Consider the following 13,995-nt stretch of genomic DNA (forward strand, 5'->3'; position numbering starts at 1 on the left):
AGGGTAGGGTTTTACGTGGGTCAGTCTTAGACGGAAATTACTGCGTTAGCTGGGTCAATTTTCGGCGGCAATCAACATGAAGCAATACCGCCGGTCTCTACAGAGGAGAAATGGCTGCTCTCGGTTCTTTGTGGGGGAACGTGGAGCCAAGAAATGGCCTGCCCGGAGGGGATCGAACCCCCGACAACCTGCTTAGAAGGCAGGTGCTCTATCCAACTGAGCTACGGGCAGATTCCGGTTGAGAAACGAGGGCCGCAGCCTTCAGTCCTCGGGCCGCACGCAGTGCGGCAGCAGACCGAAAAATCAACGGTCTGGACGCTTCTGCCTCTGACCGGGGAAGCGCGGATTCTACCTACAACCCTCCAGGCACGACGCCTTCGTGGGTGGTCGCTGCTGAGGGGGCGAATGCGCGGGGATGGCGCGGGACGAGACCCTGGCGGCCTCGGCCGCCTGCTTGGACACGAGCTGCTTCTTGCCGCAGGCGCTGCATCGGTAGAGCCTGAGGGCGGGGAACACCCTCATCCACGCCCGCCGCTCGACGCGACGAAGACCGGCCAACCCGCAGGAACATCGGAAAAACAGATTCACCAGCATCACAGAAGAGTTCAAACCGGGAAGGTGTGGACACTCTTTCCCCGATGCTGCTTCGCGGTTTGCGTAACCGTGAAGCACCCGCGTTCGATTCTGTGGGGGCGCAAGGCATGCAGCGAAAGGGCTGCATGCGCAACAGATTGCTAAGGACGGCGTTTCGACCGTCCGATGCCTCTGAGGATCGCTGGGGCCGAGGGGGCGTCAGACGTTTTCCGAGCGGTACTTCCAGACCGCGTCGTTCACCGCGCGTTCGGACGCCAGTTGCTTCTTTCCGCAGGCGCTGCATTGGTAGAAGCGCTGGCTCGAGAAGAGTCGCATCCATGGCCGGCGCTCGATGCGTGCGAGATGCCTGAGGCCGCAAGAACAGCGGGAAAAGTAATTCAGCATCGGAAAAGGGTCCAGGGGTGAGGGTTCTGTTGCGACGTCCATCCCTGACTCAGCTCTTCGGCTTTGTAAACGCGATTCCGCTTACTTTGTAAACACGATCACGATTGGCTCGATTCTGCGTGAGCGCCGAGGGCCTCGCGGGTAGTTCCTTAAGAAAAAGGTTGTCTTGACGGTGTAACAACAAGGCAGCGGCGTTGCCCGATGTACGGAAAGCCGTGGGTCGTGCTACGAAACGTCTAAAGGGCGGTGAGATTCGCGGTGATCGCGAGCGGCCCGGAAAAGAAAAAAGCCTGCAACGACTTCATCGTTGCAGGCTTTCACTTTTCTTTTGGTCGGGGCGAAAGGATTCGAACCTTCGACCCTCTGGTCCCAAACCAGATGCGCTACCAGGCTGCGCTACACCCCGCCAAGCCTTCCATTCTAGCCCGAATAAAGGCCCGCTCAGCGCTTCTCGTACTGCGTCTTGCCAAAAAGGATCTCGCGCGCCTTGTCATCGGTGATCGGGCGGCGCAGATCGGCCAGCACTTTCACGCCGCGTTGCACGGCGGGGCGCGCGGCGATGCCGTCGAACCAGGCCTTCAGGTGCGGGTAGTCGGTGAGGGTGATGCCCTGGTTCTCCCAGCTGCGCAGCCACGGGAAGATGGCGATGTCGGCAATCGAATAGCTCTTGCCGGCGATGAACTTGTGCTTCGACAGCTGCCGGTCGATCACGCCGTACAGGCGCCTGGCCTCGTTGGTGTAGCGATCGACGGCATAGGCGATCTTCTCGGGGGCATAGATGCGGAAGTGGTGCGCCTGGCCGAGCATCGGGCCGACGCCGCCCATCTGGAACATGAGCCACTGCAGCACGTCGTAGCGTTCGCGGTCGCCCGTGGGCAGGAACTTGCCGGTCTTGCCCGCGAGGTACACGAGGATGGCGCCCGATTCGAACAGCGAGATCGGCTGGCCGTCCGGTCCGTCGGGGTCGGTGATGGCGGGGATCTTGTTGTTCGGGCTGATCTTCAGGAACTCGGGCGCGAACTGGTCGCCGGTGCCGATGTTCACCGGGTGCGCGTGGTACGGCAGGCCGCACTCCTCGAGCATGATGTGAATCTTGTGGCCGTTCGGCGTGGGCCAGGAATAGACCTCGATGGGCGATGCGGGCATGTCGCGGGCTCCAGAGTGAGAGGGTTGTGACGGGAGAACGGCAGCATATACACGCGCTTCCAGACGCGTGCGGGTGCGGGCATTGGCCGTTCAGTCGCTGGTCATCCCACCTGTCGTTCGTGCGCGTTGCACCACATCCAGTGCTCGCCGGGCTCGATCGACTGGATCACCGGATGCCCTTCGGCCCGCGCATGCTTCGTGGCGTGGCGGTTCTTCGACGAGTCGCAGCAGCCCACATGGCCGCAATGCACGCACAGGCGCAGGTGCACCCAGGTGTCGCCGGTCTTCAGGCAGTCTTCGCATCCGTGGGGCGCATGCGGTTGCGCAATGTCGGCGGGAACGTGTTCGCAGGCTTGGATGGGCATGGGTGTCTCAGGGCAAAAAGAAAGATTCAGGCCACGGCCGAGGCCGACGACAAATGCTGGTGAATGAGCGCCACCACCGCGGCGCCTTCGCCGATCGCACCGCCCACGCGCTTGACCGAGCCCGATCGCACGTCGCCCACGGCGAACACGCCCGGCACGCTGGACTCGAGCGCCGTGGCCGGGCGCGCGGGAAAGCCGCTGCTCGCCGCCGCACCGGTCAGCACGAAGCCGTGCTTGTCGACCGACACGCCGCAGCCTTCGAGCCACGACGTCTCGGGTTCCGCGCCGACGAACAGGAAGATGTTGCGCGCCGGGCAGTCGTGCTCCTGGCCCGAGGTGTGGCAGCGCCACGTGGCGCCGGTGAGGCCTTCTTCGGGCGCGCCGTGCAGCCGCACGAGCTCGGTGTGCGGCTGCAGCGAGATGTTGGGCGTGGCCTCGATGCGGTCGATGAGGTAGCGCGACATGCTGGCCGCCAGCGACGGCCCGCGCACCAGCACGTTGACCTTGGCGGCGTGGCGCGACAGGAACACCGCCGCCTGGCCGGCCGAGTTGCCGCCGCCCACCAGCGCCACTTCCTGCTGCGCGCAGATCTTCGCTTCGATGGCCGAGGCCCAGTACCAGATGCCGCGGCCTTCGAATTCGGCCAGGCGCGGCACGCCGGGGCGGCGGTAGTGCGCGCCGCTCGCGATGACGACTGTGCGCGCGCTGATCGTGCGGCCGTCGGTGAGTTTGAGCGCGAGGCTGCCCAGCGCGTTCTCGCGCGAGCAGTCGAGCGCCGCCACCTGCGCCGGAATCAGCATCTCGACGCCGAACTTCTGTGCCTGCACGAACGCGCGACCCGCCAGCGCCTGCCCCGAGATGCCGGTCGGAAAGCCCAGGTAGTTCTCGATGCGCGCGCTGGCGCCGGCCTGTCCGCCGAAGGCGCGGCAGTCGAGCACGATCACGCGCAGCCCTTCGGAGGCGGCATACACCGCGGTCGCAAGGCCCGCCGGCCCGGCGCCGACCACGGCCACGTCGTACAGCTCGTCGCGCGCCGCGGTGTCGACCATGCCGAGGCAGCGCGCCAGGCCCTCGTCGCTCGGGTTGACCAGCACCGAGCCGTCGGGGCACACGGCCAGCAACTGGTCGGAGCCATATTGGGCGAGCAGGGCGGCGGCATCGGGGTCGGCGGCGGCATCGACCAGGTGATAGGGATGGCCGTTGCGGCGCAGAAAGTTCTCCAGCCGCGCCATCTCGGGCACATCGGGCCGACCGATCAGCACCGGCCCGGCCGCGCCCGATTCGATGAGCGCCACGCGCCGCAGGATCAGCGCGCGGGTGATGCGCTCGCCCAGGTCGGCCTCGGCCACCAGCAGCGCGCGCAGGCGGTCCGGCGGCACGACCAGCGCCTCGACCTCTTCGTCGGCATGCCCGTCGACCAGGGCAGGGCGCCCGCTCAGCTGACCGACCTCGGCGAGGAATTCGCCCGCCCCCTGGCGTGCGATCGGCACCACATGGCCCAGGCCGTCGCGTTGCGTGACGGCGACCACGCCCTTGAGCAGCACGAACATGCCGGCGCCGGTCTCGCCGGCGGTGAACAGTCTCTCGCCACGCGCAAAGCGCTGCACGCTGCCGAAGCTGGCGATGCGTGCCATCTCGGCGTCACTGAGGACGGGGAAAGTCTGGTGCAGGCGGCTGTTGGGGGCGCCTGGTGCGTCGGTGGCCATGGGGTCGAACTCCGTGTCGCGAATGCCCCGCATTAGACGCCGAAGCGGCGCCAAAGCGACGTTGACGCGCGATGTAACAACGTCATGTGTCTGCCACGCCGCTGACATGCCGGTTTCATTGCGCGTGTCCAGACTCGGTCAGCAGAAAGGGATTTCCCATGAAAGAACTGCCGAACCCGACGTTTCCGCTCTCGCAGCTCGGACTGCGCGCAGCCTTGTGGCCCGCACCCGCTGCCGGAACCCCCGCCGTTGTTGCTGCCGCCGCCACCGTCGCCGCACTGGCCACCCGCACGTCGGTCCCCGAGGCGCCCCTGGCCGTCATCGTGCCGCCGGCCGCCGAAGCCAAGCCGGGCATCACGGTGAGCTGGGCGCGTCATCTGGATGACGTGCGCGCTGCGCAACGCCTGCGTCACGATGTGTTCGTCGGCGAGATGGGCGCGCGCCTGAGCACGCCGCTGGCCGGCCACGACATCGATCTGTTCGACGACTTCTGCGAACACCTGCTGGTGCGCGACGAGCTCACCGGCCAGGTCATCGGTACCTACCGCGTGCTGACCCCCGCGCAGGCCCGCCGCGTCGGCAGCACCTACAGCGACACCGAATTCGACCTGACCCGCCTGCGCGACCTGCGCGAGCGCATGGTCGAGCTGGGCCGCAGCTGCGTGCACGCCGAGCACCGCCAGGGCGGTGTGATTCTCGCGCTGTGGGGCGCGCTGGCCGGCTTCATGCACCGCAACAAGCTCGACACCATGATCGGCTGCGCGAGCATCCCGATGTCGCACAACGGCGTGACCAGCGGCGACGCGGCGGCCAGCATCTGGCGCCAGCTCTCGGCCAGCCACCTCGCGCCGATCCAGTACCAGGTGCAGCCGCGCCTGCCGCTGCCGGTCGAACGGCTCGACAGCGCGCTCGACGTGGAGCCGCCTGCGCTCATCAAGGGTTACCTGCGCCTGGGCGCCAAGGTGCTCGGCGCGCCGGCCTGGGACCCGGACTTCAACACTGCCGACCTGCCGATGCTGATGCGCATCGACGACCTGCCGGCGCGCTACCGCAAGCACTTTCTCGGCGCATGAAGCCGGCGGCCATCCGGCCCGACGCCGGGCCGCACGCTGCTTCGCTGTCGCCGAATGTGTCAGGTTCGCTCTCTGCGGGGGAGGGTGCGTCACGCGAATGTCATGGAACTGTCACGGACGACGTTGACACTGTCATATTTCAGCCGACGTGTTCTCCCGTGCCGCTTGCTCCAGAATCAGTGCCCATGCCTTCCCTCTCCGCTGACCCGTCGCGCGCTGGTGAGGCGCCTCCGTTCGCGTTGCTGGACCGCGACCACAGCATCCTCTCGTTCAACGAACGCGTGCTCGACTGGGCGCGCCGCCCCGAGGTGCCGCTGATCGAGCGGCTGCGTTATCTGTGCATCGTGTCGTCGAACCTCGACGAGTTCTTCGAAGTCCGCGCCGCGCCGCACCTGATCGCCGGCAGCGCCGGTGACAACAAGGGCACCTACACCGTCGAATCCTTCGAGCGGCTGGCCGAGGCCGCCCATGCGCTGGTGGCGCGCCAGTACGCGCTGTACAACGACGAGCTGATGCCGGCGTTTGCCACGCACGGCATCCACATCGTGTCGCACGGCGAACGCAACCCGGCCCAGCGCAAGTGGGTCAGCGAGTATTTCGAGCGCGAAGTGCGCCCGCTGCTGATCCCCGTGGGGCTCGACCCGGCGCACCCGTTCCCGCAGGTGGCGAACAAGTCGCTGAACTTCATCGTGCGCCTGGGCGGCAAGGACGCCTTCGGCCGCGAGAACCCGATCCAGATCGTCAAGCTGCCGCGCGTGCTGCCGCGCCTCATCAAGATGCCGGCCAAGGTGTCGGACGGCAAGACGCTGTTCGTGGCGCTGTCGAGCGTGGTGCGCGCGCACCTGTCGAGCATGTTCCCGGGCCGCGAGGTGGGCGACTTCTCGCAGTTCCGCGTGACGCGCCATTCCGACCTCGCGGTCGACGAGGAAGATGTCAAGAACCTGCGCACCGCGCTGCGCCAGGGCCTGCAGCACCGCCACTACGGCCAGGCCGTGCGGCTCGAGGTGTCGGCCAGCTGCGCTGAATCGCTCGCGAGCTTCCTGCTGGCGCAGTTCAACCTGCCGCCGCAGGCGCTGTACCGCGTGCACGGCCCGGTGAACCTGGCCCGGCTCACGCAGTTCATCGACCTGATCGGCGAGCCGCAGCTGCGCTTCCCACCGTACGCGGCGTCGTTCCCCGTCACGCTGTCGCCCGCGCAGTCGTTCTTCGACCGGTTGCAGCGCGGCGACGTGCTGATCCACCAGCCCTTCGAGAGCTTCGACGGCGTGTTGGCCTTCTTGCGCGACGCCGTGCTCGACCCGCAGGTGCTTGCCATCAAGCAGACCATCTACCGCACCGGCGCCGACTCGGAGCTGATGGACCTGCTGCGCGAAGCCGTGCGCCGCGGCAAAGAGGTCACGGTGGTGGTCGAACTGAAGGCGCGTTTCGACGAAGAAGCGAACATCAACTGGGCCGAGATGCTCGAGTCGATCGGCGCGCAGGTGGTGTACGGCGTGGTGGGCCTGAAGACCCACGCCAAGATGCTGCTGGTCACGCGCCGCGAGGGCAAGCAGCTGCGCCGCTACGGCCATCTGTCCACGGGCAACTACAACCCGCGCACGGCGCGGCTGTACACCGACATCAGCCACCTCACGGCCGACCCGGCGCTCACGGCCGACATGGAAGCCGTGTTCGTCCACCTGGCCAGCCAGAGCCGCCTGCCCAAGCTCAACCGCATGTGGCTCGCACCCTTCGATCTGCACAAGAACCTGGTCGCGCGCATCGATGCGCTGGGGCAGGCTGCTGCCAGCGGCGAGCCGACGCGCATCGTTGCCAAGATGAATGCGCTGACCGACGAAGCCATCATCGGCGCGCTCATTCGCGCGGGGCAGAAGGGCGTGAAGATCGACCTGATCGTGCGCGGCGCCTGCACGCTGCCGGCGCAGGTGCCGGGGCTCACCGACAACGTGCGCGTGCGCTCGGTGATCGGGCGTTTCCTCGAGCATTCGCGGGTGTTCTATTTCCGCCATGGCGAGGACGAGTCGCTGTACCTGTCGAGCGCCGACTGGATGAACCGCAACATGATGCGGCGCATCGAGCTGGCCTGGCCCGTGACCGATCCCACCCTGCGCCAGCGCCTCATCGACGAGTGTCTGGTGGCTTACCTGCACGATGGGCGCGACGCCTGGGACCTGGGCGGCGACGGTGTCTACCGACGTGTCGACCACGACACGCACTCCGGCGAGGCGGGTGCGTCCCCCGCGATCGAAGCGCATGGCGCCCAGGCCGCCTTGATGGGCCGCTATGCATCACGAGGAAACCACCGTGATGCGTCCTCCAATTGAATTTGAAGAAGAAGTTCGAAAGACGATGAGCATGGACTTGATCTTCTGGCGTCACGCCGAAGCCGAGGACTGGACCGAAGGATGTGACGACATGCAGCGCTCGCTCACGCCGCGCGGCGAAAAACAGGCCAAGCGCATGGCCTCCTGGCTCGACCGGCAACTGCCCGACGGCACACGCATCGTGTGCAGCCCGGCGCGCCGCTGCGAGCAGACCGCCCTGGCGCTGGGCCGCAAGTACAAGGTGCGTTCCGAGCTGTCGCCCGACACCACCCCCGACGCACTGCTGGCCGCCACGGGCTGGCCCAACGGCAAGTCGGTGGTGCTGGTGATCGGCCACCAGCCTTCGCTGGGGCAGGCGATCTCGCTGCTGCTCGGCCTGAAGCAGGACAGCTGCCCGGTGCGCAAGGGCTCGCTGTGGTGGATCCGCACCCGCGAGCGCGACGGCGATGTGCAGACCGTCGTGGTGACGGTGCAGGCGCCCGAGCTTCTCTAGCTGCCGTCCTTCGCCGCGGACATCCCTGCCCGGCGCTTGCGGACAGGCGCTTTGTCACGGTCGCGGGCAGAGGCGGCAGGGCGCTTGTCTCCCGGAAAAAGGGGCGAAGCACTCATGCGCGCGTGCGGCGCAATTTCTACAGTGTGATTCCACGGCAGCGTGTTTTTGACGCCGATGCGGGAAAGAAGCGGTGCCGGTCGACCACATCACTGGGGAAGACGCATGAAACCGCTCAACACACTGCCAGGAAGCTTCGTGAACATGCTGCGTGCAGACGCGGACGTGCGGTTGAAGGCGCTGATTTTTCTGCTTGTTGCCGCAGCCCTGCTGTCGGGGTGCGCGACGAACACCGCCGCGCCTGTGCCGCCGACCCGCCACGATGTCGCCCGTTCGATCGAGAAGATCGAGCTCATCTACAACCAGGAAGACCAACTGATCGTCACGGATGGCGGCGGGTCGGGGCTGACGGGCTTCGCAGGGTTTCTGGGGCCCGTCGCTGCGCTGGTGGCCATCTCCGTCGATACCAACAGCCGGCTGACGATGGCCGCCCGGACCGACCAGCGCAGCAAGGAGTTCACGGCCGCAGTGAAGAACAGCGGAGTGACCATGGGGCTGAACAGGCAGTTCGCAGAGCGACTGGCGGCGCGCCTGCGGGACAGTGGCCGCGAGGTGAAGCTGACGCCTTTCTTCCGCGCGACCGGAGAGCACGCGCAGATGCAGGTGCAGGAACTCCAGCCGACGCCCGGCTACAGCACATTGATCTTGCGGATCACGACGTCCTATGGCGCGGCCGATGCGACATCGAGCTTCAAGCCGTACGTCTGGGTGGAGCAGTTGCTGAGGGACGAGAAGCAGTCCGTCGTGGGCCAGACCTTGCAGGTCGCCGACCTGAGCGAGCCGACCTATCTCCTGTACGACGGCCTGCTCAAGGACACCGCAGGCGCTCGCGAAGGGTTGAAGCGCGGGCTTGACCAGATCGTGCAGCCGGCCTATGTCAGCCTGTTCGGGGAAGACGAGCCGCGCAAGGCCAGCGCTGCGGCAGTCACGCAGACGGCCGGCATCGACACGAAGTGAAACGGCTCAGGCGCCGCTGAGTTCCACGCGCCAGTTTCCGGTCTTTTGCCAGGCCAGCACTTCCTCGCGCAGGAGGTGTGCCGACTGCGGGTACATCTCGGCCCAGTCGGGTGCGCAGGCGATCGTGAAGGCCCTGGCACCGAGTGCCGCGAGGTTCAGCGCCTGCGGCTCGGGGTCGCGGCGCGCGTGGCACAGGATCACCGCCAGGCGCAGCGCCAGCAGCTGCATCACGAAGGTCTCGTCGTCCAGCGAGGCCTCGAGCTTGCGCAGCTTGCCGCGCTGGCCCAGCACCAACTGGCCGAGGGCGTGCAGTTCGTTCACTGCAAAGCCCGGGGCGTCGGTGTTGTCGAGGATGTAGGCGCCGTGCTTGTGGTAGTCGCTGTGCGAGACCAGCGCGCCGATCTCGTGCAGCTGCGCGGCCCAGCCGAGCTTGCGCAGCGCGCGCCCGGCGCGGCTCGAGGTGCTGCCGCCGCGGGCGGCGGGGGCGAGCTGCACAAACAGCGCGGCTGCCGTGTCGCTCACGCGCTTGGCCTGGGCCGGGTCGACCGCGAAGCGGGTGGCGAGCCGCGCCACCGTGGCGCTGCGCATGTCGGCCACGCTCTCGTCGCGTTCGAGCAATTCGTACAGCACGCCGTGGCGCAGGGCGCCCTGGGCGACCTTCATTTCCTGGATGTCGAGCAGGTCGAACACCGCGCGCAGCACGCTCAGGCCGCCGCCGATCACGGCCTTGCGGTCTTCGCGCATGCCGTCGATGCGCAGCTTGTCGATGCTGCCGGCCTTGAGCAGGCGGTCGAGCAGCCAGTCGAGGCCCTCGCGCGTGACAAGGCCGGCTTCGCCGCCGGCCGCCGCGAGCACGTCGCCCACCGCGCCGATGGTGCCGGAGGCGCCATAGGCCACGTCCCATTGGTCGCGGGTGTAGCTGGAGAGCGCGTCGTCCAGCACGGCCTTGGCCGCCACTTCGGCGGCGCGGAAGGCGGGGGCGGTGAACTGGCCCTCGCCGAAATGCTTCATCGACCAGGCGACGCTGCCCACGCGGTACGACTCCATGCGCTCGGCCTCGAGGGCGTGGCCGATGATCATTTCAGTGGAGCGCCCGCCGATGTCGATGACGAGCCGGCGTTCCTGGTCGGACGCGTCGGTGTGCGGCAGGTGGTGTGCCACGCCCTGGTAGATCAGGCGGGCTTCTTCCCGGCCAGGGATCACGTCGATGCCGAAGCCCAGGATGGTGCGCGCGCGCAACAGGAACTCTTCGCGGTTGCGCGCTTCGCGCAAGGTCTGGGTGGCCACGGCGCGCACCTGCGAGCGCTTGAAGCCGGCCAGCCGTTCGCCGAAGCGGGCGAGGGCGTCCCAGCCGCGCTGCATGGCTTCGGTCGTGAGGTTGCGTGCGCTGTCCAGGCCGTTGCCCTGGCGCACGGTTTCCTTGAGGTACTCGGTGCGGTGGATCTGTCCGTGGTCGACCTGGCCGATTTCCAGCCTGAAGCTGTTCGAGCCGAGATCGACCGCTGCGAGGCGGGTGCCGTTTTGCATGTTGTAGTGAAGAGGGCGGTTCTCTGATCGTAGCGCCGTGACAGCAGGCGCCGCCTCCCTGGATCGCGTCACGGCGAGGGCTGGAGGTTAGGCGGGACGAATGACGGTTGTGTGACAGCGTCACACACAGCATGGGTGGCGCAGCGGCATTTTCCCTCGACAGAAGGGGTGTCACATCGATGTCACAAAAGCTTTTTAGAGTCCGTTCGAGCCCCAAAAGGGACTACTTCTTACTTCTCAAGGAAGCTTTATGAAAACGACGTTCAAATTTGCAACCGCCGGCCTTGTGACCGCGCTGTTCTCCATTTCCGCCTTCGCCCAAGACGTGACCGGCGCCGGCGCCAGCTTCCCCGCACCGCTGTACGCCAAGTGGGCCTCCGATTTCAACAAGGCCACCGGCGTCAAGATCAACTACCAGTCGGTCGGTTCGGGTGCCGGCCTCAAGCAGATCGAAGCCAAGACGGTCGATTTCGGCGCTTCGGACGCTCCCCTGAAGGACGACGAACTGCAAGCCAAGGGCCTGATGCAGTTCCCCACCGTCATCGGCGGCGTGATCCCCGTGGTCAACATCCCTGGCATCAAGCCGGGCGAACTGAAGCTCAACGGCCAGGTGTTGGGCGACATCTACCTGGGCAAGATCACCAAGTGGAACGACCCCGCCATCAAGGCGCTGAACGCTTCGCTGGCCCTGCCTGACGCCGCCATCGCCCCGGTTCGCCGCGCCGACGGTTCGGGCACCAGTTTCCTGTTCACCAACTACCTGAGCAAGGTCAACGCCGAGTGGAAGAGCAAGGTCGGCGAAGGCACGGCCGTGAACTGGCCCACCGGCGCGGGCGGCAAGGGCAATGAAGGCGTCGCCGCTTTCGTGAACCGCCTGCCCAACTCGATCGGCTACGTCGAGTACGCCTACGTCAAGCAGAACAAGATGACCTACGCCCAACTGCAGAACGCAGCGGGCACGTTCGTGTCGCCTGACGACAGCGCCTTCAAGGCCGCCGCCGCCGGTGCCGACTGGAACAAGAGCTTCTACCAGGTGCTGACCAACCAGGCCGGCAAGGATTCGTGGCCCATCACCGGCGCCACCTTCATCCTGATGCACAAGGTGCAGGACAAGCCCGCCAGCGCCACCACCGTGCTGAAGTTCTTCGACTGGGCCTACAAGGGCGGCGACAAGACGGCCGACGAGCTGGACTACGTGCCGATGCCCGACGCCGTGAAGGCCACCATCGCCAAGGCATGGGGTGAAGTGAAGGACGCATCGGGCAAGCCGGTCGCGTTCAAGTAAGCGAAGAAGTAACCCTTCATCCACCCTCCAGGACGGCGCGCCCATGAGCAACTCTTCGCTCCAGGACGCGCCGCTTTCGTCTTTGCCGGAGCGACCCGTGTCATCCACCCTCCCTGCTGCCGCCTCCCTCGACCTCGCGGCCGAGCGCGCGCGCACCTCTGCCGCTCCTCCGCCGCCCGTGAAGGCGCCCCGTTCCGGCCCCATGGCCGACCGCATCTTCGGCTGGGCCGCCAAGGGCGCCGCGCTGCTGACGCTCGCGATGCTGATCGGCATCCTGCTGTCGCTGATCGTCGGCGCCTGGCCCGCCATTTCGAAGTACGGCCTCGGCTTCCTCACGAGCAGCGTGTGGGACCCGGTGAAGGACGAGTACGGCGGCCTCGTGATGATCTACGGCACGCTGGCCACCTCGTTCATCGCACTGCTGATCGCCGTGCCGGTGAGCTTCGGCATCGCGCTGTTCCTGACCGAACTTTCGCCCAACTGGCTCAAGCGCCCGTTGGGCACCGCCATTGAACTGCTGGCTGCCGTGCCGTCCATCGTGTACGGCATGTGGGGCCTGCTGGTCTTCGGCCCCATTCTTTCCACCTGGGTGCAGCAGCCGCTGCAGAAGCTGCTGGCCGGCGTGCCGTACCTCGGCGCTCTGGTGTCCGGCCCGCCCGTGGGCATCGGCATTTTGTCGGCTGGCATCATCCTGGCGATCATGATCATTCCGTTCATCGCCTCGGTGATGCGCGACGTGTTCGAAGTGACGCCCGCGCTGCTCAAGGAGTCGGCCTACGGCCTGGGCTCCACCACCTGGGAAGTCGTCTCCAAGGTCGTGCTGCCCTACACCAAGGCCGGCGTGATCGGCGGCATCATGCTCGGCCTGGGCCGTGCACTGGGCGAGACCATGGCCGTCACCTTCGTGATCGGCAACATGAACCAGCTCAACTCCCTGTCGGTGTTCGAGGCTGCCAACAGCATCACCTCGGCACTGGCCAATGAATTCGCCGAAGCCGGCGCGGGCCTGCACCAGGCCGCGCTGATGTACCTCGGCCTCGTGCTGTTCTTCATCACCTTCGTCGTGCTGTCGCTCTCGAAGATGCTGCTGGCCCAGATGAAGAAGAGCGAAGGAACCAAGTCGTGAGTACTGCGCAAGACCTGATCAACGCCAAGACTTTGGCCGAAACGCGCCAGGCGAGGTTCGCCGCGCGCAACCGCGTCAACAAGATCGCGCTCACGCTGTCGCTCGCCGCGATGGCGTTCGGCGTGTTCTGGCTCGTGTGGATCCTGTGGGAAACGCTGCGCCAGGGCATCGGCGGCCTGGCGGTCGCCACCTTCACCGAGATGACGCCGCCGCCGAACGAGGCGGGCGGCATCGCCAACGCCATCTTCGGCTCGTTCGTGATGGTGATGCTGGCGACCTTCGTGGGCACGCCCATCGGCATCATGGCCGGCATCTACCTGGCCGAGTACAACCCCAAGGGCCTGCTGGCCTCGATCACGCGCTTCGTCAACGACATCCTGCTGTCGGCGCCCTCGATCGTGATCGGCCTGTTCGTCTATGCCGTGGTGGTGGCCTACTTCAAGACCTTCTCGGGCCTGGCCGGCGCACTGTCGCTGGCGCTCATCGTGATTCCGGTGGTGATCCGCACCACCGAGAACATGCTGCAGCTGGTGCCGCCGGGCCTGCGTGAAGCGGCCTATGCCCTGGGCACGCCGAAGTGGAAGGTCATTCTGAGCATCACGCTGCGCGCTGCGCGCGCCGGTGTGGTCACGGGCGTGCTGTTGGCCGTGGCCCGCATCGCCGGCGAAACCGCGCCGCTGCTCTTCACCGCGCTGAACAACCAGTTCTGGACCGCCGACGTGAGCCAACCCATGGCCAGCCTGCCGGTCACGATCTTCAAGTTCGCCATGAGCCCGTACGAGAACTGGCAACAACTGGCCTGGGCCGGCGTGTTCCTGATCACTGTCGCCGTGCTTGCCCTCAACATCCTGGCGCGCGTGCTGACGCGCAACAAACACTAAATCAAGAAGGCGCCAAC

Annotated in this window: 11 protein-coding genes and 2 tRNA genes; 7 read left to right on the forward strand and 6 right to left on the reverse strand. The window is 66.6% G+C overall.

Going from position 1 to position 13,995, the window contains the following annotated elements; all coding sequences use genetic code 11:
* Nucleotides 1–154 precede the first annotated feature (154 nt).
* The 5 genes from AC07Q9_RS06715 to AC07Q9_RS06735 form a co-directional block, all read right to left on the reverse strand.
* Nucleotides 155–231: transfer RNA gene (locus AC07Q9_RS06715), tRNA-Arg, on the reverse strand.
* 1,076 nt (nt 232–1,307) lie between these two features.
* Nucleotides 1,308–1,384, reverse strand: a tRNA-Pro gene (locus tag AC07Q9_RS06720).
* A gap of 35 nt (nt 1,385–1,419) precedes the next feature.
* Nucleotides 1,420–2,124 (reverse strand): glutathione binding-like protein, encoded by a 705-nt coding sequence (locus AC07Q9_RS06725; protein WP_492676764.1) that lies wholly within the window; start codon nt 2,122–2,124, stop codon nt 1,420–1,422.
* Nucleotides 2,125–2,225: 101 nt separating this feature from the next.
* A complete protein-coding gene (locus AC07Q9_RS06730; protein ID WP_495308275.1) occupies nt 2,226–2,489 on the reverse strand; it encodes a UBP-type zinc finger domain-containing protein in 264 nt (87 codons plus the stop codon).
* Between the two features lie 26 nt (nt 2,490–2,515).
* Nucleotides 2,516–4,195 carry an FAD-dependent oxidoreductase gene (locus AC07Q9_RS06735; RefSeq protein WP_495308277.1) on the reverse strand — a complete coding sequence of 560 codons (1,680 nt, stop codon included), beginning with the start codon at nt 4,193–4,195 and terminating at the stop codon, nt 2,516–2,518.
* A 158-nt stretch (nt 4,196–4,353) separates the two neighbouring features.
* On the opposite strand from AC07Q9_RS06735, the gene AC07Q9_RS06740 reads away from it, so the two are divergent.
* The 4 genes from AC07Q9_RS06740 (at nt 4,354) to AC07Q9_RS06755 (ending at nt 9,159) form a co-directional block, all read left to right on the forward strand.
* Nucleotides 4,354–5,268, forward strand: a complete 915-nt coding sequence (locus tag AC07Q9_RS06740; protein WP_495308279.1) for a GNAT family N-acetyltransferase — start codon at nt 4,354–4,356, stop codon at nt 5,266–5,268.
* Complete coding sequence (ppk1, locus tag AC07Q9_RS06745) at nt 5,265–7,592, forward strand: polyphosphate kinase 1 (protein ID WP_495308281.1); 2,328 nt, start codon at nt 5,265–5,267, stop codon at nt 7,590–7,592. The genes AC07Q9_RS06740 and ppk1 overlap by 4 nt, the downstream gene beginning before the upstream one ends.
* A gap of 31 nt (nt 7,593–7,623) precedes the next feature.
* Nucleotides 7,624–8,085 carry a SixA phosphatase family protein gene (locus AC07Q9_RS06750; protein ID WP_369632787.1) on the forward strand — a complete coding sequence of 154 codons (462 nt, stop codon included), beginning with the start codon at nt 7,624–7,626 and terminating at the stop codon, nt 8,083–8,085.
* A 222-nt stretch (nt 8,086–8,307) separates the two neighbouring features.
* Nucleotides 8,308–9,159 (forward strand): hypothetical protein, encoded by an 852-nt coding sequence (locus AC07Q9_RS06755; protein ID WP_489056606.1) that lies wholly within the window; start codon nt 8,308–8,310, stop codon nt 9,157–9,159.
* A gap of 6 nt (nt 9,160–9,165) precedes the next feature.
* Here AC07Q9_RS06755 and AC07Q9_RS06760 read toward each other — a convergent pair whose 3' ends face one another.
* Complete coding sequence (locus AC07Q9_RS06760) at nt 9,166–10,686, reverse strand: Ppx/GppA phosphatase family protein (protein ID WP_095745557.1); 1,521 nt, start codon at nt 10,684–10,686, stop codon at nt 9,166–9,168.
* Nucleotides 10,687–10,936: 250 nt separating this feature from the next.
* On the opposite strand from AC07Q9_RS06760, the gene pstS reads away from it, so the two are divergent.
* Genes pstS through pstA form a run of 3 tightly spaced genes read left to right on the forward strand, consistent with a single transcriptional unit; the run spans nt 10,937 to nt 13,978 of the window.
* Nucleotides 10,937–11,971, forward strand: coding sequence for a phosphate ABC transporter substrate-binding protein PstS (pstS, locus tag AC07Q9_RS06765; RefSeq protein WP_062473144.1), 1,035 nt, complete (start codon nt 10,937–10,939; stop codon nt 11,969–11,971).
* Between the two features lie 43 nt (nt 11,972–12,014).
* Complete coding sequence (gene pstC, locus AC07Q9_RS06770; RefSeq protein WP_139140218.1) at nt 12,015–13,097, forward strand: phosphate ABC transporter permease subunit PstC; 1,083 nt, start codon at nt 12,015–12,017, stop codon at nt 13,095–13,097.
* On the forward strand, nt 13,094–13,978 hold the full coding sequence (gene pstA, locus AC07Q9_RS06775; RefSeq protein ID WP_495308284.1) for a phosphate ABC transporter permease PstA: 885 nt from the start codon (nt 13,094–13,096) through the stop codon (nt 13,976–13,978). Before pstC ends, pstA begins: the two co-directional genes overlap by 4 nt.
* Nucleotides 13,979–13,995 lie beyond the last annotated feature (17 nt).

The sequence above is a fragment of the Variovorax sp. GW821-FHT09A10 genome (assembly GCF_059418385.1).